18 protein-coding genes and 1 other RNA gene are annotated in these 21,373 nt (G+C 65.4%); 4 read left to right on the plus strand and 15 right to left on the minus strand.

Annotated features, from left to right (window positions below; translation table 11 throughout):
* Positions 1 to 42 precede the first annotated feature (42 nt).
* From PKE80_RS05490 to hrpB, 9 genes are all read right to left on the minus strand, one after another.
* The gene (locus PKE80_RS05490) at positions 43 to 1,068 is read right to left on the minus strand and encodes an aspartate-semialdehyde dehydrogenase (RefSeq protein WP_271181641.1); all 1,026 of its coding nucleotides are present in this window, start codon (positions 1,066 to 1,068) and stop codon (positions 43 to 45) included.
* A gap of 106 nt (positions 1,069 to 1,174) precedes the next feature.
* Positions 1,175 to 2,569 (minus strand): DUF418 domain-containing protein, encoded by a 1,395-nt coding sequence (locus tag PKE80_RS05495; RefSeq protein WP_271181642.1) that lies wholly within the window; start codon positions 2,567 to 2,569, stop codon positions 1,175 to 1,177.
* Positions 2,570 to 2,711: 142 nt separating this feature from the next.
* A complete protein-coding gene (locus PKE80_RS05500; RefSeq protein WP_271181643.1) occupies positions 2,712 to 3,182 on the minus strand; it encodes a lyase in 471 nt (156 codons plus the stop codon).
* A gap of 72 nt (positions 3,183 to 3,254) precedes the next feature.
* A complete protein-coding gene (gene lon, locus PKE80_RS05505; protein ID WP_370424282.1) occupies positions 3,255 to 5,603 on the minus strand; it encodes an endopeptidase La in 2,349 nt (782 codons plus the stop codon).
* Between the two features lie 423 nt (positions 5,604 to 6,026).
* Positions 6,027 to 6,362: a YbaB/EbfC family nucleoid-associated protein gene (locus tag PKE80_RS05510; RefSeq protein WP_008830943.1), complete on the minus strand. Its 336-nt coding sequence runs from the start codon at positions 6,360 to 6,362 to the stop codon at positions 6,027 to 6,029.
* Between the two features lies 1 nt (position 6,363).
* Positions 6,364 to 8,280, minus strand: coding sequence for a DNA polymerase III subunit gamma/tau (locus PKE80_RS05515; protein WP_271181645.1), 1,917 nt, complete (start codon positions 8,278 to 8,280; stop codon positions 6,364 to 6,366).
* 121 nt (positions 8,281 to 8,401) lie between these two features.
* Positions 8,402 to 8,498, minus strand: an RNA gene (gene ffs, locus PKE80_RS05520) — signal recognition particle sRNA small type.
* A gap of 80 nt (positions 8,499 to 8,578) precedes the next feature.
* A complete protein-coding gene (locus PKE80_RS05525; protein ID WP_271181646.1) occupies positions 8,579 to 8,857 on the minus strand; it encodes an ETC complex I subunit in 279 nt (92 codons plus the stop codon).
* A gap of 45 nt (positions 8,858 to 8,902) precedes the next feature.
* Positions 8,903 to 11,353 carry an ATP-dependent helicase HrpB gene (gene hrpB, locus PKE80_RS05530; protein WP_271181647.1) on the minus strand — a complete coding sequence of 817 codons (2,451 nt, stop codon included), beginning with the start codon at positions 11,351 to 11,353 and terminating at the stop codon, positions 8,903 to 8,905.
* Between the two features lie 156 nt (positions 11,354 to 11,509).
* Here hrpB and PKE80_RS05535 point away from each other — a divergent pair, with 156 nt between their 5' ends.
* The gene (locus tag PKE80_RS05535) at positions 11,510 to 13,438 is read left to right on the plus strand and encodes a putative bifunctional diguanylate cyclase/phosphodiesterase (RefSeq protein ID WP_271181648.1); all 1,929 of its coding nucleotides are present in this window, start codon (positions 11,510 to 11,512) and stop codon (positions 13,436 to 13,438) included.
* A 3-nt stretch (positions 13,439 to 13,441) separates the two neighbouring features.
* On the opposite strand, the gene PKE80_RS05540 is transcribed toward PKE80_RS05535, so the two are convergent.
* Positions 13,442 to 14,197 (minus strand): energy transducer TonB, encoded by a 756-nt coding sequence (locus PKE80_RS05540; RefSeq protein ID WP_271181649.1) that lies wholly within the window; start codon positions 14,195 to 14,197, stop codon positions 13,442 to 13,444.
* A 113-nt stretch (positions 14,198 to 14,310) separates the two neighbouring features.
* Complete coding sequence (locus tag PKE80_RS05545) at positions 14,311 to 15,327, minus strand: polyprenyl synthetase family protein (RefSeq protein ID WP_271181650.1); 1,017 nt, start codon at positions 15,325 to 15,327, stop codon at positions 14,311 to 14,313.
* 108 nt (positions 15,328 to 15,435) lie between these two features.
* Here PKE80_RS05545 and PKE80_RS05550 point away from each other — a divergent pair, with 108 nt between their 5' ends.
* Positions 15,436 to 15,750 carry a chorismate mutase gene (locus PKE80_RS05550; protein ID WP_008832035.1) on the plus strand — a complete coding sequence of 105 codons (315 nt, stop codon included), beginning with the start codon at positions 15,436 to 15,438 and terminating at the stop codon, positions 15,748 to 15,750.
* Between the two features lie 37 nt (positions 15,751 to 15,787).
* Here the strand turns inward: PKE80_RS05550 and PKE80_RS05555 are convergent, their stop codons facing one another.
* The 4 genes from PKE80_RS05555 to PKE80_RS05570 all read right to left on the minus strand — a co-directional run bounded on the left by PKE80_RS05555 (position 15,788) and on the right by PKE80_RS05570 (position 18,551).
* Entirely contained in the window at positions 15,788 to 15,991 is a 204-nt protein-coding gene (locus tag PKE80_RS05555; RefSeq protein ID WP_008832034.1) for a hypothetical protein, read from the minus strand.
* 100 nt (positions 15,992 to 16,091) lie between these two features.
* Positions 16,092 to 17,408 carry a sensor histidine kinase gene (locus tag PKE80_RS05560; RefSeq protein WP_231958208.1) on the minus strand — a complete coding sequence of 439 codons (1,317 nt, stop codon included), beginning with the start codon at positions 17,406 to 17,408 and terminating at the stop codon, positions 16,092 to 16,094.
* A gap of 61 nt (positions 17,409 to 17,469) precedes the next feature.
* A complete protein-coding gene (locus PKE80_RS05565) occupies positions 17,470 to 18,147 on the minus strand; it encodes a response regulator transcription factor (protein ID WP_008832032.1) in 678 nt (225 codons plus the stop codon).
* A gap of 104 nt (positions 18,148 to 18,251) precedes the next feature.
* A complete protein-coding gene (locus PKE80_RS05570) occupies positions 18,252 to 18,551 on the minus strand; it encodes a PepSY domain-containing protein (protein WP_008832031.1) in 300 nt (99 codons plus the stop codon).
* A 272-nt stretch (positions 18,552 to 18,823) separates the two neighbouring features.
* Here PKE80_RS05570 and PKE80_RS05575 point away from each other — a divergent pair, with 272 nt between their 5' ends.
* Together PKE80_RS05575 and PKE80_RS05580 are read left to right on the plus strand one after the other, a co-directional pair.
* Positions 18,824 to 20,608, plus strand: a complete 1,785-nt coding sequence (locus PKE80_RS05575; protein ID WP_271181651.1) for an ABC-F family ATP-binding cassette domain-containing protein — start codon at positions 18,824 to 18,826, stop codon at positions 20,606 to 20,608.
* A gap of 177 nt (positions 20,609 to 20,785) precedes the next feature.
* A complete protein-coding gene (locus PKE80_RS05580) occupies positions 20,786 to 21,358 on the plus strand; it encodes a helix-turn-helix domain-containing protein (protein ID WP_271181652.1) in 573 nt (190 codons plus the stop codon).
* Positions 21,359 to 21,373 lie beyond the last annotated feature (15 nt).

Below are 21,373 nucleotides of genomic sequence, written 5' to 3' on the forward strand. Positions count from 1 at the left end.
AAGGTTAGGTGGCTACCGCCGAGCCGATTGCAAGCGCGCGCCTCAGCCCTTCTTGAGGTGGCGGCGGCCCAGCAGTTCCGCGATCTGAACCGCATTGAGCGCCGCGCCCTTGCGCAAGTTGTCCGACACGCACCACAGCGCCAGGCCGTTGTCCACGGTCGGGTCCTCGCGCACGCGGCTGACGTAGGTAGCGCCGTCACCCACCGCCTCGATCGGAGTGACGTATCCACCGTCCTCGCGCTTGTCGACGAGCATCACGCCCGGCGCCTCGCGCAGGATGTCCTGGGCTTCCTCGGCGCTGATCTCGTTCTCGAACTCGATGTTCAGCGCTTCGGAGTGGCCGACGAAGACCGGCACGCGCACGCAGGTGGCCTGCACCTTGATCTTCGGGTCGAGGATCTTCTTGGTCTCGACCACCATCTTCCACTCTTCCTTGGTGGAACCGTCGTCGAGGAACACGTCGATGTGCGGGATCACGTTGAAGGCGATCTGCTTGGTGAACTTGCGCGGCACGACCGGGTCGGCGACGAAGATCGCGCGGCTCTGCTCGAACAGTTCGTCCATGCCCGCCTTGCCCGCGCCGGACACCGACTGGTACGTCGCGACGACGACGCGCTTGATCGTCGCCTTGTCGTGCAGCGGCTTGAGCGCGACGACCATCTGCGCAGTCGAGCAGTTGGGATTGGCGATGATGTTCTTGGCCTTGTACCCGTCGATCGCCTCGGGGTTCACCTCGGGCACGATCAGCGGCACGTCGGGGTCCATGCGGTAGAGCGACGAGTTGTCGATGACCACGCAACCCTGCGAGGCCGCCTTGGGCGCATAGATCTTCGTCGCGTCCGAACCCGCGGCGAACAGCGCGATGTCCCACCCCGTGAAGTCGAAATGTTCCAGGTTCTTCACCTTGAGCATGCGGCCGGTATCGCCATACTCGACTTCGGTGCCCACAGAGCGCGAGGAAGCCACGGCGGCGATCTCGTCCGCCGGGAATTCGCGCTCGGCAAGGATGTTGAGTACTTCGCGGCCGACATTCCCCGTCGCACCGACGACGGCAACCCGGTAACCCATGGCAAATTCCCTTTAAAGGCGCCCGGGCAAGCGGACGCAGACACGCCGCGCGGGTTACCCGCCCACGCCCCTCAGGGCAAGCGCCGCAAGGCCGGAATGCAGGAAGTCACGCGGGCAATGGTCCCATAGGTGCGACAAGTCCTGCACCGGGCTCCTCGGCTCCGCGCGCCATGGAATCGCGGCGGCGGAATGGCTGACGCTTCCAGTAGGTCAGCGAACGCCAACTCCATTCAAGCGGCCCGCTCAGGAAAAAGCGAAGCCACACGTTGGCGAAAACCAGCATGGCCAGATCGATCACCGTGGCCGCCACCATCAGTTGCGCCCAGCCCAGCTTGTCCCACAAAGCGAGCCCCCAGGGCGCGAAGACGAACCACATCGCGGCGATGCTGGTCAGGATATAGATCGAGAACGCCATGCGCCCCGCTGCCTTGAAAGGCGAAAGCACGGTTCGGCCTGCAGCGGTCTTCATCAGCAGGTTGAACAGCCCGACATGCCCAAGCGTTACCGACAAGCGCGCGAATTCGGCCGAGATCAGTCCCGGCGTCGGCCAGGGCGTGAACTTGAAGATTTCAACGACATCCCATGCCCTTAGCCCACAACCGATGGCATAGCCCGCCAGTGCCAGCCCCGCATAGAAGCCCCCGGACCTGTCCCCCTGGATTACACCCCACTTAAACAGCGCCATGCCCAGACACATTGCCGGCGCAGCCTCCAGCACGGTAAAGAACAGCCCGTTTCCATCGCCGAACACCTTGTTCCAGATAAACCACGCGAACATCACGTATTGATGCGGCCATCCTTCCCGCGCCTTGCGTTCGGCGTCGATCGCGATCTGGTCCTTCTTGCTTGGCGGCTTGGAGAGGTCGTGCTGGTCGACTTTTTCCTGCCAGGTCTCGAGCGTCTTCTTGTCTTCGGCCGACATTTTGGCGCCTGCGGCCTGTTTCTTTTGCAAGACCTCGACCTTGTGGATGCGCTCGACCCGCTCCTGCCAGGCGAAGACCCCGCTGACAGCCACGAAGGCGGCGAAAGCCATGCCCATCGCCAGCAGCACCTTGGGTGAGGCCTTGCGGAACGGAAACAGCAGCAGCGCCGCCAGTCCGTAAGCCAGCAGAATATCGCCGACCCAGCCGATCACGAAGATATCGATCAGCCCGAACAGGATGAGCAGCAGGTTGCGGCGATAGTAAAGGTCGGCCACCTGCACCGGATCGTCGGGCTTCATGGCCTTGGCAGTAAAGACCATCACCCCGGCGCCGAACAGCAGTTCGAAAAGCCCGCGTTGCGTACCGTCCCAGAAAATCTGGATAGTCGCCCAAGTCGTCTGGTCGGCCGCACTCCACGACAAGCGACGGAAATCGTGCATCCACGACGACACATTGGAGCCCATGAAAGGGATGTTCATGAACAGGATACCCAGGATCGCAATCCCGCGCAGCACGTCGATCGCGTCAATCCGCGCCCGTCCACGTACCGGACCGAATTGAGCCAATTCCCCCGCCATGATTACCCTCACCTGTATTTATGATGAAGGTAATTGACGGCGATAATGACGTCAATCGAATGCATCCGACCAATTCATGACAATTACCGCCATGATGGAAGTACTTTCACTTCGGTTTTCGGAAAAATATCAGGTGAACGTATTAATTTGACTGGCAAAGGCATGCAGTAATCGCATCCTGCACCCATTCGTCGAGGAAGCCATCGTCCGACGGTCCGGCAAACTCGTACAGATCGCTCAACAGCGACGGGTCCGCGACAATCCTCGCCGCTTCGAGCAAGGGCATGGAGACCTGCTCTCCCGCCAACTCCCGCGCCAGCAACGGCAATGCCGCAACGGGGTCGAGGCGCGCCAGCCCGAGAATGGCTTCGGCCCGCACCTCATAAGCCGGGTCGATCGAAGAGGCGATCAGGGCCTTGCGAATGCCGGGACGATCCAGTTCAAGCTGCGAAAGCAGCATGACCGCCCAGTCACGATTGGCCGTGACGGCATCTTGCGTCATATAGATTAGACGCCCGAGGTTCGCCTCACCGAACGGACCTTCGCCAAACGCGAGCTCGTCGGCGATTACAGCCTGTAGAAATTCGGAAGGCGGAAGATAACGCTCGGTCATGCAGATGACCTCCCGGCATATCGTCCAGCCGCAAGGCGTCGCCCCCCCAAGGAAGGGGAGCGACGATCCAGGTCAGTGTGCCGTCGCCCCCTGCGCCGCGGTGTGCGGCGGCGGAGCCGCGGCGAGGTCGTCCGCCTCGGTCCACTCGATCGCGGTGAGAGGTTCGGTCAGCGCCTTGGCAAGAACCTCATCGACATGGGAAACCGGAATGATTTCCAGGCCCTGCTTCACGTTGTCCGGAATCTCGGCCAGATCCTTGCGGTTCTCCTCAGGGATCAGCACGAGGCTGATACCACCACGCAAGGCCGCCAGCAGCTTTTCCTTGAGGCCGCCGATCGGCAGCACCCGGCCGCGCAAGGTGACTTCGCCGGTCATGGCGACGTCCTTGCGCACCGGATTCCCGGTCAGCGTCGAGACGATAGACGTCACCATGCCGATACCCGCCGAAGGACCATCCTTGGGCACTGCACCTTCGGGAAGGTGGATGTGGATGTCCTTCTTGTGGAACACGCTCGGCTTGATGCCGTAAGCGGGCGAGCGCGCACGCACGAAGCTGAACGCGGTCGAGATCGACTCGTTCATCACGTCGCCCAGCTTGCCGGTCGCCTTGATGTTGCCCTTGCCGGGCACCGTCACGCTCTCGATAGTCAGCAGTTCGCCGCCCACTTCGGTCCAGGCGAGGCCGGTAACGGCGCCGACCTGGTGCTCTTCCTCGCCGACGCCGTGGCGGAACTTGCGGACGCCGGCGAACTCGTCGAGGTTTTCCGGCGTGATGGTAACCGACTTGGCCTTGCCCTCGAGGATCTGGCGCAGCGACTTGCGCGCCAGCCGCGCGATCTCGCGCTCCAGCGTGCGCACGCCGGCTTCCCGGGTGTAGTAGCGGATCAGGTCGCGCAGGCCTTCCTGCGTCAGCGTGAATTCGCCCTTCTTGAGTCCGTGCGCCTCCACCTGCTTGCGGATCAGGTGCCGCTCGGCGATCTCGACCTTCTCGTCCTCAGTGTAACCCTCCAGACGGATGATCTCCATGCGATCGAGCAGCGGCTGCGGCAGGTTCAGGCTGTTCGCGGTGCACACGAACATCACGTCCGACAGGTCGATGTCGAGTTCCAGATAGTGATCCTGGAACTTCGCGTTCTGTTCGGGATCGAGCACTTCGAGCAGCGCCGATGCCGGATCGCCGCGGAAATCCTGACCCAGCTTGTCGATCTCGTCGAGCAGGAACAGCGGGTTGGACTTGCCCGCCTTGCGCAGGTTGGTCACGATCTTGCCCGGCAGCGAGCCGATGTACGTACGGCGGTGGCCGCGAATCTCGGCCTCGTCACGCACGCCGCCCAGCGACTGGCGGATGAACTCGCGCCCCGTCGCCTTGGCGATCGACTTGCCCAGCGAGGTCTTGCCCACGCCCGGCGGGCCGACGAGGCACAGGATCGGGCCCTTCAGCTTGTTGGTGCGCGCCTGCACCGCGAGATACTCGACGATGCGGTCCTTGACCTTGTCGAGCGCGTAGTGATCGGCGTCGAGGATTTCCTGCGCCGAGGAGATATCGCGCTTGAGCTTGCTCTTCTTGCCCCAGGGCAGGCCCAGCAGCACGTCAAGGTAGTTGCGGATGACGGTCGCCTCGGCGCTCATCGGCTGCATCGACTTGAGCTTCTTCAGCTCGCCGACGGCCTTTTCCTTGGCTTCCTTGGAGAGCTTGGTCTTCTCGATCCGCTCGGCCAGTTCCTGCAGTTCGTTACCTTCGTCGCCCTCGCCGCCGCCGAGTTCAGACTGGATCGCCTTGAGCTGTTCGTTGAGGTAATATTCGCGCTGCGTCTTTTCCATCTGGCGCTTCACGCGGCCGCGGATCTTGCGTTCCACCTGCAGGACGCCGAGTTCGCCCTCCATGAAGGAGTAGACCATTTCCAGTCGCTTGAGCGGGTCGGATTCGGACAGCACCGCCTGCTTGTCGGACACCTTGGCCGACAGCTGCGCGGCGACGGTGTCGGCCAGCTTGGCCGCATCCTCGATATCACCGAGCTGTTCGCCCGCGTCCTGGCTGAGCTTCTTGTTGAGCTTGGCGTATTCGTTGAACTGATCGACGACGGTGCGCATCATCGCCTCGACCTCGGTGCCCTCGGCCTCGGTCGGCGCTATCGCCTCAACTCCTGCGACCAGCATCTCGCCCTCATCCGTGGTTTCGGAGCGCAGGGTTTCGAGGCGGGCGCGGTCCTGCCCTTCGACCAGCACGCGCACGGTGCCGTCCGGCAGCTTGAGCAGCTGCAGGACGCTGGCGATCACGCCGGTGTCGTAGAGGTCGTCACGATCCGGGTCGTCACAGCTGGGATCGAGCTGGGCGAGCAGGAAGATGTCCTTGTCGCCGGCCATCGCCGCTTCGAGTGCCGCCACGGATTTTTCGCGGCCCACGAAGAGAGGCACGACCATGCCCGGGAAAACGACGATGTCACGCAGCGGCAGAAGCGGAAGCAGGTTCAATGCACTTGTCCAATCATCTCGCACGGGGACTGCATCTTGGCCCAACCCCGGCATATTCCCGCAGGATATGGGTGGTTTTGGCCACCTTGCAATCTTTTCGAGGCGAAAGGCCGTGGAAACCCGCCTGCTCGCTACAGGAAATTACCCTCATCACGTTGCGAGGGCACCAGTAGCTGGGTCCGATTTCGAGTAATAGGGCGGCGATTCGTCACCGTTTCAGAGCTACGGGAAAAGGCGCGCGTCCTCTTCGACAGGCTCAGGGCGAGCGGACTTGGAGCAAACCACCGGACAGGCTTGGCACGAGATAAAAAAGCCCAGCCCGAACCACCGCTCAGGCTGAGCTTGTCGAAGCCCCGAAAAGGCAAACGCGCTTTAGAACGGCAGCTTGAAGCCCGGCGGCAGGCCCATGCCCTGCTGCGCCTTGGCGAGTTCCTCGTTCGCCACCGAGTCGGCCTTGACGCGCGCGTCGTTGTAGGCGGCCGCGATCAGGTCTTCGAGGATCGGCTTTTCCGAGGCCACCATCAGGCTGTCGTCGATGGCCACGCCGATCACGCGGCCCTTCGCCGAACAGCGGATCTTGACGAGACCGCCGCCCGACAGCCCCTCGACCTCAAGCTGGTCGAGCTTGCCCTGGGTTTCGTTCATCTGCTTCTGGATGGTCTCGGCGGCGGCTTGCGCGGCCTGGATCATCTCTTCCATCGACTTCATCTCAACGTCTCCAATTGCGGCCGCCCCCGCCGATGGCGGCCTGGCGATCTTCCTGAATGAGTTCGGCGCCGGGGAATGCCGCCAGCGTCGCCTCGACCAATGGTGAGGTTCGCAGCGCCTCTGCGTCGGCAGTCTTCTTTACCTGATGCACTTCGACGAGGGTGGGCGCGCCTTCTCCAGCGACTTTCTCGACCTGCCAACGCTCGCCTGTGGCCGCCTGCAGACCGCCGCGCAGAACCGCAACGATGTCCTCGTTGAAGCCCGGCGGCTGGGCATAGCGCAGCAGGCCCGGCGAAAGCTCGACCACCCGCACCTGCATGCGCATGGTGTTCGCGGCAGACATCTCACCCGCATGCTCGACGTCATCGACCAGAGCTTCCCAGCGCGGCGAGATCGCAGCCGGTGACATTGCGACAGGCGCGCCGGACGCGGCACTTCCCTGCTCGGCCACGGGAGCCGCAGGCGCGCGGGAGGCGATTTCCTCCAGCTTGCGGACCAGTGCGCCGGGATCGGGCATGTCGCTGGCGTGCATGATCCGCAGCAGGGCCATCTGCGCCGCGACGAGCGGATCGGGCGCGGACTTCACCTCATCATGCCCCTTGAGCAGCAGTTGCCACAGGCGATGGAGTTGCCCCGCCCGCAGCGACTTAGCCCAACCCTCGATCGCCTCGCGCTCCTCGGTGGAGTGCGCTTCGGCGCTGCCGCTGACTTGCGCCACGGCGACGCGGTGGGTCAGGTCCATGAGGCCGCGCATCAGCGCGATCGGCTCGACACCGAGCGCGAACTGGTGCGCGACGAGGTCGAGCAGGTCGCCGCCCTTGCCGTCCAGGATCGCGGCGATGAGCTTGCGCTGCACGCCCTTGTCGGAGAGGCCGAGCATGTCACGCACCTTGTCGGCGCGGACCTGGCCTTCGCCGTCGAGGTCGGCGTGAGCAATCGCCTGGTCGAGAATCGAGAGGCCGTCGCGGACCGAACCCTCGGCGGCGGCGGCGACCATCGCGAGTGCCTCAGCCTCGGCCTCGACGCCTTCCTTCGCGCAGACGTGCGCGAAGTGGCCCGCCAGCATCGGCGCGGGGATACGGCGCAAGTCGAAGCGCTGGCAGCGCGACAGCACCGTGACCGGCAGCTTGTCCACTTCGGTGGTCGCGAAGAGGAACTTCACATGCGCCGGCGGTTCTTCGAGCGTCTTGAGCAGCGCATTGAACGCATTGCGCGAGAGCATGTGGACTTCGTCGATGATGTAGATCTTGTAGCGCGCCGAGACGGCGGCATAGCGCACCGACTCGATGATCTCGCGCACGTCGTCGACGCCGGTGTGGCTGGCGGCGTCCATCTCGATGACGTCGATATGGCGGCCCTCGGCGATGGCGACGCAGGGTTCGCACTGGCCGCAAGGGTCGATCGTCGGGCCGCCTTGCCCGTCCGGGCCGATGCAGTTGAGGGCCTTGGCGATGAGGCGCGCGGTCGAGGTCTTGCCGACCCCGCGCACGCCGGTCATCAGGAAGGCATGGGCCAGCCGGTCGCGCTTGATCGCGTTGGCGAGGGTCTGGACCATCGCCTCCTGCCCGATCAGTTCGGCAAAAGTCTGCGGGCGATACTTGCGTGCGAGCACGCGGTAGGGCTGCGAGGCGGTTCCGGCAGGAGTAGACTTGGCCGAAGGCGCTTCGACAGGCTTAGCCTGAGTAGGAACGGCGGCAGGTTCGGTTGCCTCGGCGAACATGGCGCTCTGCCCGGCTGCTTCGAGTTCGGCGGCGGAGGGTCGAGATTCGGGCTTTGGCTCCGGCGTCGCTTCCGGCTCAGGATCGCCGAACATCGACTGCTGCCCCGCGGCCTCCAGTTCGGCGGCATCGGGCTTGTCGTCAGCGTCGTCTTCGTCCCAGGGGGGCGTGTCGCCGAACATGTCGCGTGAATCGTCCATCGTCGCTCAAACTAGGGGTTCGCGCCCGGGATGTCAGGAGGAAAGCGGCACGCTTATCGGCATGTTCCACAGCCTTCGCGTCCAGAAGGACACAAAGACGTGAAAATTCAGCGATGTAGAAAAATGAAGGAGCCGAACGACCCGCCGCAACCCGTTGTGGCTGCTTCCTTCCGGACCTGACCAAGTTGGCGGACGCAAACGCCCGTCCGACTCCCGGAGCGCCCTATGGCGATGGTTTGACGGGAATGCAAGCAGTTAGAACGACGTCGCCCCGGACATGGGCCGGGGCGATGGACGATCAGCGGAAGTTGTCGGCGTAAGCCTGGATCTTGAGGCGGCGCGGCGGGGTGGTGTGGATCTCGGCCTCGATGCCGTACTTGTCGGCATAGGCCTTGGCCTCTTCCGAAGTCGGGAAGCGCAGGATGACCTGCTGCTGCGTGTCGCCCGAGCCGGCCCAACCCATAAGGGGATCGGGCTTCTTCGCCTCCGACGGTGTGAACTCGAGGGTCCACTGGTCGAGCAGCGCCTTGCCGGACTGCATGGCGTTCTTCGGGCGTTGATAAATGCGTGCGCTCATGAGCCAGCGCTTTGCCTCCGAATCGCTGCCGAAATCAAGCGCGAATCACGCCTTGCGACTTGCTTCGAAGGCATTGCGCGTCTTGAGGCTAGGGTCTTCGGTCCAAGGTTCATCCGGCCAGCGGTGACGCGGGTAGCGTCCTTTCATGTCGCGCTGCACGTCGCGCCATGATCCCCGCCAGAAGCCGGGCAAGTCGCGCGTGGTCTGGATCGGGCGGCCGGCAGGCGAGGTCAGCTTGAGCAGCAACGGCTGCGAGGGCTGACCAAAGCCGGGGTGCCGGTCGAGCCCGAACAAGGCCTGCACGCGCACTTCCACCGAGGGGCCGCCTTCGTCCTCATAGTCGATCGGGTGCGTCGAACCGGCGGGACTGCGGAACTCGGGGGGAGCGAGGCGGTCGAGCGCCTGCTGGTCATCCCAGCTCAGCCGATTGCGCAAGGCCTGCGTCACCGCGCCCCCGTCGAGCTGATCAAGCCGTCGTCCCAGAAGCGGTCCGAGCCATTCCTCAAGGTCCTCCAGCAGCGCCTCTTCCGACAACGCCGCAATCCCCGCATAGCGCGCGCGACGCAGGAAGTTCTGGGCCCCCTTGCCCAGCGGCACCAGGGGCAGGCCCTTGAGGCGGATGCGCTCGATCAGGAAGGCGCGGATCGCTTGCGGGTCTGGCGACGGATCAGGTCCGCTCGCCAGCGTGATCGCGCCGAGGCGACGCTCCAGCCGCGCCTCCACACGGCAGTCGGCCTCGTTCCAGCGCAGCACGGTGCGGCGTTCGATAGCATCGGCAAGCCACGCCTCGACCTCGGCCGTTTCGAGCGAGGCGCCCGAAAGGATGCGCGCGCCCTTGGCTTGCCCCTGCGCGTCACCGATCACCATCCACTCGCGAGCGGCCAGCGGCGAGGCGGGATCGAGCACGTAGCCCCTCCCTCCCGCGCTCAGCCATGTCTCGCCCGAGCCGTCGCGGCGACGCGCCAGCATGTCAGGGCGGCCGAGGGCGAGAAGCACGCCAAAGGGCACCTCTTCCGCGGCACCGGCAGCGACCAGCCCCGCCGCCCGCCGAGCCCAGCCCACCGCGAGCTTGCGCGAAGCCTGCGCGCGGGGCGCGCGGTCGGCATCCCAGCGGGAAAGGCGCTGCGTCAGGTCGTCACTACGACCACCTAGCCCACGCTCCTGCAGGAGCAGCGCGAGTTTCGCCGCCACATCGGCGGCGCCATGTTCGCAGGCGCGCAGGATCATCGCCGCCTGCGGCGGGTCCATCGGCAGGCTGGCGACCTTGCGGCCGAAACCGGTGATGCGCCCCGCTTCGTCGAGCGCGCCCAGGGCGACGAGGCCCTTGCGCGCCGCTTCCAGCGCCGGGGCGGGCGGCGGGTCGAGCCAGGCCATCACTGCGGGATCTCCCGTGCCCCACTGCGCCAGCGCCAGCGTCAGCGGCGCTAGGTCACTGGTCAGCATTTCCGGCGGATCGAACTCGGGCCGCCCGGCATGCGCGGCTTCCTCCCATAGGCGATAGGCGACGCCGGGCTGCTGACGGGCCGCGCGGCCTGCACGCTGGGCGGCCGAGGCCCGGCTTGCCCGGTGCGTGACGAGGCGGGTGACGCCCGCTGCCTTGTCGAACTCGGCACGGCGCGAGAGGCCCGCGTCCACCACCACCGAAACGCCGTCGAGCGTCAGCGAAGTCTCCGCGATCGCGGTCGCCAGCACTACCCGGCGGCGGCCTTCGGGATCGCGCCGGATCGCCGCGCGCTGGGCGGCGGGTTCGCACTGGCCATGAAGCGGTAGAACCAGCGCAGAGGGCAGCTTCTGCGCCAGCCCCTCGGTCACTCGCTCGATCTCGCGAACGCCGGGGAGGAAGGCCAGCACATCGCCATCGGCGTCGCGCCAGGCGGTGAGGACAGCCGATGTGACCGCGTCCTCGATCCGCCTGTCCGGCGCGTGCCCGAGCCAGCGCAGGTCGAGCGGCCAGGCTTTGCCCGCGCTCTCGATCACCGGAGTGCCCTCCCCCAGCAGCCGGGCGAAGCGGGTCCCATCGATGGTAGCGGACATGACGACCACCCGCAGGTCCTCGCGCAGTACGGCGCGGCTTTCGATCGCCAGCGCCAGGCCGAGGTCGCTGTCGAGATGGCGCTCATGCGCCTCGTCGAACAGCACGGCGGACACGCCGGGAAGCTCCGGGTCCGAGAGGATCGTCGAGACGAAGATCGCCTCCGTCATCACCACCACACGCGTGCGGGCCGAGCGCTTGACATCGAGACGGGTGACGTAGCCGATGGTCTCGCCTGCCGCCTCGCCCAGCTGCCCGGCCATACGCTCGGCGGCGGCCCGCGCGGCGACACGGCGCGGCGAGAGCAGGATCACGGTGCCCTTGCACCATTCCTCGCCCAGCAGGGTCGGCGCGAGCGCGGTCGTCTTGCCTGCACCGGGCGAAGCGATGAGCACGGCGCCCGTCCCGGCGCGCAAGGCGGCCAGGAGATCAGGCAGGACGGCATGGATCGGCAAGGTGCTCACAGACGCGCCCTTAGAGCATTATTGCCATGCGTAAAATCACCGGATCGGTTGTGATACGGGATCATTTCGCCCGACATGTGCACTTTTCATAAAGACTTGGATAGTATCAGAGACCGCTTGCGAGCCCCCCGTTCTCGAATTGCAGACGCGCACACCATGAACGTTGCCGGTCAGTATCCCCTTCGCGTCGCGCAGTATCTGCGCCTGCGAGAGCACATACCACCGCTCTATGGACTGCTTTCGATCAACGCTGCCGTTCTGGCCTTCACCCATCGCCATCTTGCTCCGCCCCTGCTGGTCTACACCATCCCAGGCATCCTGATCACGGCGTGCGTTCTGCGCATGATCCTCTGGACCCGCCCCGTCAGGCCTTCGGATCTGGAACTCGAAGCGGTCGACCGGCGACTGCGCCGCACGCATGCCTTCGCCGTGATTTTCTCGATGGCGTTCGTCGCCTGGTCGCTGACGCTGGACCAGTATGGCGGACCCTACGAGCATGGCCACGTCGCCGTCTTCGTCTCGGTGACCGTACTGGGCTGCGTGTTCTGCCTCAATTTCCTGCCGCGCGCGGCGCTTGCGGTCTGCGTCACGGTTCTGGGCACTTTCCTCACTTATTCGCTGATCACGGGCGGCGAAGTGCTGATCGCCATCGCCGCCAACATTACCCTCGTGGCCATCGGCATTCTCAAGATCCTGGGTGATTCCTACCATTCCTTCGTTGATCTCGAGGCATCCCAGCGCGCTCTTACCATAGAGCGCCAACAGGCACAGGCGCTCGGCGAGGAGAACGCCCGCCTCGCCCAGACCGACGCGCTGACCGGAATGCCCAACCGTCGCTTCTTCTTCACGACGCTCGAGGGGCTGCTGGAGCACGCCGGGCCCGAGGACCGCTTCAGCGTCGGGCTCATCGACCTCGACCGTTTCAAGCCGATCAACGATACTCATGGCCACGCCCACGGCGACCGGCTGCTGCAGATCATCGGCGCTCGGATGAACGCCGCTTGCCCCGCCGACGCCATCGTCGCCCGGCTCGGCGGCGACGAGTTTGGGCTGATCGTCATGAGTGGCCCGCCCGAAGCCGAGCGCGTCGCCAACGACTTGTGCCGCGCCATCCGCGAACCCGCGCGCATCGGCGATATCCTGGTCTCGGTCGGCTGTTCAGCTGGCCTCGCGGTGTATCCGGAGACCGCCGCCAGTGCCAACCTGCTGTTCGACCGCGCCGACTTCGCGCTCTATCACGCAAAGAACCACAAGCGCGGCCAGTGCGTGCTGTTCTCGCAGGAACTGGAAAGACTGATACGCAGCGAGCAATCGCTGGACGCTGCGCTGCAGTTGGCTGACCTCGAAAGCGAGTTGTCACTCAACTACCAACCGATCGTCGCAACCGACGACCTCGACACCATCGGCGTCGAATGCCTTGCCCGCTGGCACTCGCCGCGACTGGGCCACATCGCGCCCGAACTGTTGATCGCCTCGGCGGAGCGCGTAGGCCGCGCTCGCGAAGTCACTCTGACTCTCTTCGGCAAAGCACTCGATGCCTTGGCGCGGCTGCCGGCGGGCTTGCGCCTGTCGTTCAACCTGTCGGGCAACGACATCTGCAACCCGCAGACGATCGATGCCCTGCTCCAGCGCGTCGCGGCCTCCGCCTGCGATCCGCGCCGCGTGCTGATCGAGATCACCGAATCCTCGCTGATCTCGGAGTTCGCCATCGCCAGCGCCGCTCTCGAAAGGCTGCGACAGACCGGAATGCGTATCGCCCTCGACGATTTCGGCACGGGATATTCCAGTTTGTCGTCGCTCCACCAGTTGCCGCTCGACATGGTCAAGATCGACCGCAGCTTCGCGGTAAGGCTGGACGAGGCCTCGGGCCGTCGCCTGATCACGGCTATCCGCCACCTCGCCCGCTCGCTTTCGCTGGAATGCGTGATCGAAGGTATCGAGACAGAGAACCAGCTCGTAAGCGCACGGCTGGCAGGTTTCTCATTGGCGCAAGGCTATTTCATCGCACGGCCCATGACGCTGGAGAGGGTGCTGGATCGCCTCGCCCAGCCGGGCAGCGCGCGCTGGAATGCCGTCGCCGGGTAAGGATCAGGTCGGGCGGCGCACGCCGTAATCGATGCGGATGCGGACCCATTCGCCGACTTGCGGCTTACCGTTGATGCGCGGCGGGATCACCTGGAACTGCCACGCCGCATTGAGCACCGCGCGCCCATAGCCGGAACCGCGTGGCGATTCGCCGAGGATCTGGCAGTTCTCGACGTGATAGTGATCGATCGTCTGGCAGGCGACCATGCCCCAGCCCTCGGGCGGAGCATTGGCGGGCATGTAGCCGCCGAGCTGCGCATCGGTGGGCCTGCGGAACCAGTCTGCATTATAGAGCGTGGCGCCGCCCGGCCCCTCGCCGGGGCCATACGTGGAGCCACTGTTGCCGCCGCCCGAGGGGCTACCGCTGCCCGAACTCTTCATGCCGCCGATGTCCGCCGCCGCCATGTCCGACTTAGAGAGCTTGAGGAAGCTGAAGGCAGGCTTCTCGGCCGTCTGGGTCGGCTTCTCGATCGGCTGTACCGGAGTCTCGACCGCGACCTTGGGCTGTTCGACCTGATCCTTCTCGACCTTTTCCGCCTTCTTGGCGGGTTCGGGAGACTTAGCGCCGGTATCCGCATCCTCACCCTCGATGTTGAAGGTGACGGGGTTCTTCGCCTTCTCGCGCAGAGGGGCCACCGCCGTTTGATAGATCGCGATCAGCAAGGCGATCACGATGATCGCCGCCGACAGCAGTGAGGAGATCAGGCGTTGGCGAGGCGAACCGGATTGGTATCCGCCCCTGTCGGCGTAGGAGGGCATGGCGCGCCTCATTAAGCGAGCCGTGCTCGCGCTGCAATTACGGCTTTGTTGCAGAGTGTCGCAATCTCTGTGGACTGTGGCTCCGGCGCCCGTCCGGAGGAGCGAGCCTCAGCTCAATACCGCCGCGCGACGGCGAACTCCACCGCCTCGGCCATGGCGTTGCGTGCCTCGCCCGCCGGGAAGCCTGCAATCGCGTCGATCGCGCGCTGGGCGTAGAGCCGTGCCCGTTCGCGGGTCGCCTCGACGCAGCCATGGCGGTTGATCAGTTCGACCGCATGAGCGAGGTCTTCGTCCTCGGTGCGGAAACCGGCGATGGCGTCCTCCCAGAACTTGCGCTCCTCGGCATTGCCGCGCGCGTAGGCGAGGATCACCGGCAGGGTCATCTTGCCCTCGCGGAAATCGTCGCCCTTGTCCTTGCCCGATTCGGTCACTTCCGAATCGTAGTCGATCGCATCGTCCACCAGCTGGAAGGCGATGCCGAGGTTACGGCCATAGGCGTCGAGCGCCATTTCCTCCGCCTCGCTCTTTTCCGCGACGAGCGCGGAAATGCGGGTGGCGGCGGCAAAGAGCGCGGCGGTCTTGGAGCCGATGATCTGGAGGTAATGGTCCTCGCTCGTCTCGATCCGGCGCTGCGCGGTCAACTGGTCGACCTCGCCGGCAGCGATGATCGAACTGGCCTTGGAAAAGACCCGCAGAACCTTGAGGCTGCCGTCCTCGACCATCAGTTCGAAGGCGCGGGTGAACAGGAAGTCGCCCACCAGCACTGTCGCCGGATTGCCGAACACGATGTTCGCGGCAGCCTTGCCCCGGCGCATGTCCGAACCGTCGACGACGTCGTCGTGAAGCAGCGTGGCGGTGTGGAGGAATTCCACGGCGGCGGCCAGCTTGTGGTGGCGGTTGCCCTGGTAGCCGCACAGCTCAGCAGCCGCGACCATCAGCATCGGGCGCATGCGCTTGCCGCCGCCCGAGATCAAGTGCCCGGCAAGGGCCGGAATAAGGGGAATCTCACTCTGCATGCGGTCGAGAATGACGGCATTGACGCTGTTCATGCCGGACGCGGTAAGCGCCAGCATGGGAGCCAGGGAGGGTTGCTGCCTGCGCGTCTGCAGGGGGACGATATCTGCGCTCATCGCTGCGCGCTTTGGGCTCAAGGCGACCGCAACGCAAGTGCAAACGGTATCAACCGTGGCCGTAACCGGATTGGCAGAAGTGGGAAACCCGTGCTAGCGGGCGCTGCGATGACTCAGCAGACTTCCTCGACCGTCGGCACCGTCGACCCCGTCCTCGCGGGCTTTCGTTCCAGCATCGACAACATCGATGCCGCGCTGATCCACATGCTCGCCGAGCGTTTCCGGATCACCAAGGCCGTGGGCGAATACAAGGCGAAGACCGACCTTCCCGCCTCCGATCCCGGCCGCGAGGAGCGCCAGATCGCCCGCCTGCGCAAGCTGGCCGAGGACGCGCATCTCGACCCCGATTTCGGCGAGAAGTTCATCCGCTTCGTGATCGACGAAGTGATCCGTCACCACGAGCGGGCAAAGAACGAGGGCTGAGTTCCTCCCCGAGCAAGCTCGGGGAGGAATTACCGGCTTACTCTTCCACCAGACCCTGCAGGCGCGCCATCAGCGTCTGGATGCGCGTCGCCGCCTCGGTGAAGGTCGCGACGTCATCGCGGTTGCCGTTGCCGCGCGCTTCCTTGGCCGATTCGAGGTAACCCTCGAGATCGACTTCCAGTGCGTCGACCAGCATTTCGATCTCGTCCGAAGTCAGCGGGACGTTGATGGGCTTGCTCATGAATGCTCCTGAATTGGCTATGCGGCGCAGATAGCCGCCCTGCCCGCGACCGCAAGCCGTGACAGGAGCGGTTACCCCGAAAAATGTGCCGGGAAACGTCTTACGCCCCAGTCCGCGGCAGCTTCAGTTTCACCAGCAGCCCGCCCAGATCCTCGCTCTCGTCTAGTTCGACGGTGCCGCCGTAGATCTCCACCACATCGCGCACGATCGCAAGCCCCAGGCCGGTGCCGGGCTTTCCGGTATCGAGCCGCGCGCCGCGATCGAAGATACGGGTGCGCTCGGCCTCGGGGATGCCCATGCCGTCGTCCTCGATCCAGATTTCGCAGAACCGCTCGTTCTTCGCCGCATCGACGGTGACGAAGACGCTGCCGCCGCCGTACTTGGCCGCATTCTCGATCAGGTTGCCGAGCATTTCCTCGAGGTCCTGCTTCTCCATCGCCACGATGGCGTCGTGGTTACCGTCGAGATCGAGGCGGGTCTGGTCGTAGAGCCGCTCGACCGCGCGCATCACCGCCTCGAGGCTCGGCCAGACTTCGGCACGCGACTGGCCGACGGCGCGGCGGCCGACGGCGCGGGCGCGGGCAAGGTGATGATCGACCTGACGGCGCATCACCGCCGCCTCGCGAATCACGGTGTCGGCAAGGTCGGGCGCCTGCGCGGTTGCGGCGTTCATCACCACCGTCAGCGGCGTCTTGAGGGCATGGGCGAGGTTGCCCGCATGGGTGCGCGCCTCCTCCGCCTGCCGCTCGGTATGGGCGAGCAGCGCGTTCAACTCGTTCACCAGCGGCTCGACCTCACGCGGGAGCGGATCGTTGACGCGGCTGGAGCCGGTGGTGCGCAGCTTCTGGATCGCGCGGCGCACATGGCGAAGCGGAAACAGGCCGTACCATGTCTGCATCCCCGCCATCAGCAGCAGGCCGACGCCGAGTGCGACGAAGCTGTAGACCAGGATCGAGCGGATCATCTTGATCTGGTCGTCGAGGTCCTTGCGGCTGGCCGCGACGGTGAACATCCACTTGGCATCGCTGCCCGGAAGGATGATCGAGCGCTCCATCACGCGAAGCGGCTCGCCCTCGAACTGGAAGCTATCGTAGACGTGGGTTTCTGCGTCGAAGTGGCCGTCCGGCACGTTCAGGCTGCGGTCCCACAGCGAACGCGAGGGAAAATCCTCGTGCCCCTTGGCGCGAATTTGCCAGTAGAGGCCGGAATTGGGTTCGAGGAACCGCTGGTCGCCCAAGGGACGCAGGAAGAAAACCTCGCCGTCCTGCGAAATCTCGGCCGAGCCGATCATGCCGGTCAGCATATAGCCCAGCTGTTCGTCGAAGTTTCGCGTGACGATGCCGGTGACGGTGTGGTCGAGCGCCAGTCCACCCGCGAGCAGGAGGAAAGAGATCCACCCCGCCGCGATCAGCATCATGCGCCGCGCGAGCGAGCCGGTACTACCGGCCCGCTTCACGGGCGCCTGAGATGGGGCGGCGTCAGCCGCGGCCGGGTTCGGCGGGATCGTCGAGACTGTATCCAAGGCCGCGGATCGTCGTGATGACATCGGCACCCAGCTTCTTGCGGATGCGCGTGACGAAGACCTCGATCGTGTTCGAATCGCGGTCGAAATCCTGATCGTAGATGTGCTCGATCAGTTCGGTGCGGCTGACCACCTTGCCCTTGTGGTGCATCAGGTAGGACAGCAGCTTGTATTCCTGCGCGGTCAGCTTGACCGGCTCGCCAGACAGCGTGACGCGGCCCGAGCGGGTGTCGAGGCGCACCGGCCCCGCCGTCAACTCGCTGGAGGTATTGCCCGAGGCGCGGCGGATCAGCGCGCGCAGGCGGGCGATCAGCTCCTCGGTCTGGAACGGCTTGGCCAGATAGTCGTCGGCGCCGGCATCGAGGCCCGCGACCTTGTCCGACCAGCTGTCGCGCGCGGTCAGCACCAGCACCGGGAAGGTGCGGCCCTCGCGGCGCCACATGCCCAGCACGGTCAGTCCGTCGATCTCGGGCAGGCCGAGGTCGAGGATCACCGCGTCGTAGTCTTCGGTAGAGCCGAGGAAATGCCCATCCTCGCCATCGGCGGAGAGGTCCACGGCATAGCCGTTCTGCTCCAGCGTGGTCTTGAGCTGGTTGCCCAGGGTGGGCTCATCCTCGACGATCAGGATGCGCAATGTACCGTCCTCCTAACATGAACGAGGTTGAGATGGGCCGAAAGGGTGAAACGGTCAAGCAACAGGGCGTCGCTAAGTTCCCGGCCCGTTCCCGTACGAGCGCTCTAGCGCGACTGGCCGATGATGCGCCCCGTCCGGGCATCCACATCGACGAAATATACCTTCCCGTTCTTGATGAACTTGAGGCGATAGGTCATCGCCGCCGGGTCGTACTCCGGCCCGATGTACTGCATTCCCGACATGCGGGGCAGTACTTCGCGCTCGATCTCGCGCGGGGGCAGCACGTTGCCGGCGCGGCGCTCGCGCCGCAGTTCGCCCTGCTCGCCGCCGGAAGCATGCGCCACCGGAACAATCAGAGCGGGAAGCACGGCCAGCGCCGCAAGGAGGGTCGAAATCCTTTTCATCACGGCTTCGGTGCCTAAAGTTGAAGGCTTGAACAAGTCCTGAATGTGGCGGGAAGGTGGCAGACAGGTTTCCGGTGTGGCCGATGGGCAACGCAAACCTGATCCTCCCTGTCGCGCAGCGATGGGGAGGTGGCAGCCCGCAGGGCTGACGGAGGGGTCGCGTATTCCCCCTCCACCACCGACTGCGTCGGCCGTCCCCCTCCCCATCGCTGCGCGACAGGGAGGATTTGCGGCCCTTCCCTTCCCCGCCGCTCCCCTGTAGGGCGCGGCCCATGGCACTCGCACCGATCCTCAGCTGGGAAAACCTCGGCCTCGTCCAGGGCAATGGCTGGCTCTTTCAGGGCCTCGACATCAACGTGGGACCGCGCGACCGGCTGGCGCTGATCGGCCGCAACGGCGCCGGCAAGACCACGCTGCTCAAGCTGCTGGCGGGCATCGTCGATGCCGACAAGGGCACCCGCTCGGTGCAGCCCGGCACGCGCGTCGTCACGCTGGAGCAGGACCCGTTCTTCACCGGCTACGACACCCTGCTCGACTTCGCGATCCACGGCGATGATGCGCCTGCCCGGCACGAAGTCGAGGCGATCGCCGACCAGCTCGGCATCGACCTCTCGCGCGAAGCCGCCAGCGCATCGGGCGGTGAACGCCGCCGCGCCGCGCTGTGCCGTGCGCTGGCGATGGAGCCCGACCTGCTGCTGCTCGACGAGCCGACCAACCACCTCGACCTCGCCGCGATCGACTGGCTGGAATCGTGGCTGCAGCGCTACAACGGCGCCTTCGTGGTCATCAGCCACGACCGCACCTTCCTCACCCGCCTGACCAACGCGACGCTGTGGCTCGACCGCGGCGGCCTGCGCCGCAAGGACATCGGCTTCGGCGGCTACGAGGCGTGGGAAGAGGAAGTCTACGCCGAGGAAGCGCGCGCCGCGCAGAAGCTCGACGCCAAGCTCAAGATCGAGGCGCACTGGCTGGAACGCGGCGTCACCGCGCGCCGCAAGCGCAACCAGGGTCGTCTGGCCAAGCTGTGGGAAATGCGCGCCACCCGCGCCGCGATGGTCGGCCCGCAGGGCGCGGCCAAGCTGGAAGTCGTCGCCAACGACAGCAAGACCAAGTCGGTGATCGTCGCCGACAAGGTGACCAAGGCCTTCGGAGACCGCACGGTCATCAAGGACTTCTCCCTGCGTATCCAGCGCGGCGATCGCATCGGCATCGTCGGCGCCAACGGTTCGGGCAAGACCACGCTGCTCAAGCTGCTGATGGGCGAGATGCAGCCCGATTCCGGCACGATCACGCAGGCCGCCAGCATGGAGCCCACGGTGATCGACCAGCAGCGCAGCCGCATGAACCCGGAAATGCGCATCCGCGACGTGCTGGCCGAAGGCAGCGACTGGATCGACGTACGCGGGGTGCGCAAGCACATCCAAGGCTATCTCAAGGACTTCCTGTTCGATCCGGGTCTGGTCGAGGCCAAGGTCGGCACCCTCTCGGGCGGCGAGCGTTCGCGCCTGCTGTTCGCGCGCGAATTCGCCACCACCTCCAGCCTGCTGGTGCTCGACGAGCCGACCAACGATCTCGATCTGGAAACGCTCGATCTGCTGCAGGAAGTGATCTCGGACTACGACGGCACCGTGCTGATCGTCAGCCACGACCGTGACTTCCTCGACCGAACAGTGAACATCACGCTGGGCCTCGACGGCTCGGGCCACATCGACGTGATCGCGGGCGGCTATGCCGACTGGGAGGCCAAGCGCCGCGAGCGTACCGTGGGCGCGGCAAAGAAGGCCAAGGCGGAAACCGCAGCCGCCGCGCCGCAGATGCCCGCGAAGAAGGCCAAGCTCTCGTACAAGGACCAGCGCGACTACGAACTGCTGCCCAAGCGGATCGAGGAACTGGAGGGCCTGATCGCGCGCGACGAGACGGCACTGTCCGACCCGGCGCTCTACACGCACGACCCGAAGAAGTTCGCCGCGCTGACCGACGCCATCGCCAAGGCGCGGACCGAGAAGGACAACGCCGAGGAGCGCTGGCTGGAACTGGCTGAGCAGGTCGAGAGCTGAGGCCCTTGTTCTGCCCCCCGTTCGTCATTGCGAGCGCAGCGAAGCAATCCAGGGCGGTTTACGCCACTCTGGATTGCTTCGCTGCGCTCGCAATGACGAAGTATCTGATGCCGTCTTGCCAAGACCCGCCAATCGGCCGATAGCCCTCTCAAACCAAATCGGTTACAGAGGCTCCGCATGATAAACCGCATCCGCGACATCCGCCGCCAGAAGAACATGACGCTGGCCGACGTGGCGCTGGCCTGCGATCCGCCGACCACCGCGCAGACCATCGGTCGCCTCGAAACCGGCATGCGCAACCTGTCGCTGGTATGGATGAACCGCATCGCCGCCGCGCTGCAGGTGGAGCCGGAAACGCTTCTGCGCTCCGAAGGCGCCGAGCCCGCCCGCCTCGTCGCCACGCTGGGCACCAAGGGCGCCGAGGCGCTGAAGAAGCCGGTCGATGCCGTGCTGCCCAACGATCTCTCCGCCGATGCGCCATGGGTCGTGGTTTCAGTGGACGCCGCCGTCGGCGAATACCGCGAGGGCGACCAGCTGTGGCTGCGCCAGCACCGTCCGGAAGAGGCCACCGACCTGCTCAACCGCGACGTCCTCGCGCCCATGCAGGGCGGACGCTTCGCGTTCGGTCGGCTTACCGAGGGTAGTGCACAGGCCGTCACCCTCCTGCCGCCCGCCGCTGGCAAAAGCCCGGTCGCGGTGGAACAACCCGCCTGGCTCGCGGTTGCCGAAATGCTGGTCCGCAAGCTCTGATCCGCAAGCTCTGAC

The sequence above is a fragment of the Novosphingobium resinovorum genome (assembly GCF_027922145.1).
Taxonomy (GTDB): domain Bacteria; phylum Pseudomonadota; class Alphaproteobacteria; order Sphingomonadales; family Sphingomonadaceae; genus Novosphingobium; species Novosphingobium resinovorum.

What these genes read in the sequence shown, in the direction of transcription:
- PKE80_RS05570 (WP_008832031.1), bottom strand. Translation starts at nt 18,551, where the DNA reads ATGAAAAGGATTTCGACCCTCCTTGCGGCGCTGGCCGTGCTTCCCGCT.
- PKE80_RS05510 (WP_008830943.1), bottom strand. Translation starts at nt 6,362, where the DNA reads ATGAAGTCGATGGAAGAGATGATCCAGGCCGCGCAAGCCGCCGCCGAG.
- PKE80_RS05500 (WP_271181643.1), bottom strand. Translation starts at nt 3,182, where the DNA reads ATGACCGAGCGTTATCTTCCGCCTTCCGAATTTCTACAGGCTGTAATC.
- PKE80_RS05515 (WP_271181645.1), bottom strand. Translation starts at nt 8,280, where the DNA reads ATGGACGATTCACGCGACATGTTCGGCGACACGCCCCCCTGGGACGAA.
- PKE80_RS05535 (WP_271181648.1), top strand. Translation starts at nt 11,510, where the DNA reads ATGAACGTTGCCGGTCAGTATCCCCTTCGCGTCGCGCAGTATCTGCGC.
- PKE80_RS05555 (WP_008832034.1), bottom strand. Translation starts at nt 15,991, where the DNA reads ATGAGCAAGCCCATCAACGTCCCGCTGACTTCGGACGAGATCGAAATG.
- PKE80_RS05550 (WP_008832035.1), top strand. Translation starts at nt 15,436, where the DNA reads ATGACTCAGCAGACTTCCTCGACCGTCGGCACCGTCGACCCCGTCCTC.
- lon (WP_370424282.1), bottom strand. Translation starts at nt 5,603, where the DNA reads ATGGTCGTGCCTCTCTTCGTGGGCCGCGAAAAATCCGTGGCGGCACTC.
- PKE80_RS05580 (WP_271181652.1), top strand. Translation starts at nt 20,786, where the DNA reads ATGATAAACCGCATCCGCGACATCCGCCGCCAGAAGAACATGACGCTG.
- PKE80_RS05575 (WP_271181651.1), top strand. Translation starts at nt 18,824, where the DNA reads ATGGCACTCGCACCGATCCTCAGCTGGGAAAACCTCGGCCTCGTCCAG.
- PKE80_RS05560 (WP_231958208.1), bottom strand. Translation starts at nt 17,408, where the DNA reads ATGATGCTGATCGCGGCGGGGTGGATCTCTTTCCTCCTGCTCGCGGGT.
- PKE80_RS05490 (WP_271181641.1), bottom strand. Translation starts at nt 1,068, where the DNA reads ATGGGTTACCGGGTTGCCGTCGTCGGTGCGACGGGGAATGTCGGCCGC.
- PKE80_RS05525 (WP_271181646.1), bottom strand. Translation starts at nt 8,857, where the DNA reads ATGAGCGCACGCATTTATCAACGCCCGAAGAACGCCATGCAGTCCGGC.
- PKE80_RS05495 (WP_271181642.1), bottom strand. Translation starts at nt 2,569, where the DNA reads ATGGCGGGGGAATTGGCTCAATTCGGTCCGGTACGTGGACGGGCGCGG.
- PKE80_RS05540 (WP_271181649.1), bottom strand. Translation starts at nt 14,197, where the DNA reads ATGCCCTCCTACGCCGACAGGGGCGGATACCAATCCGGTTCGCCTCGC.
- PKE80_RS05545 (WP_271181650.1), bottom strand. Translation starts at nt 15,327, where the DNA reads ATGAGCGCAGATATCGTCCCCCTGCAGACGCGCAGGCAGCAACCCTCC.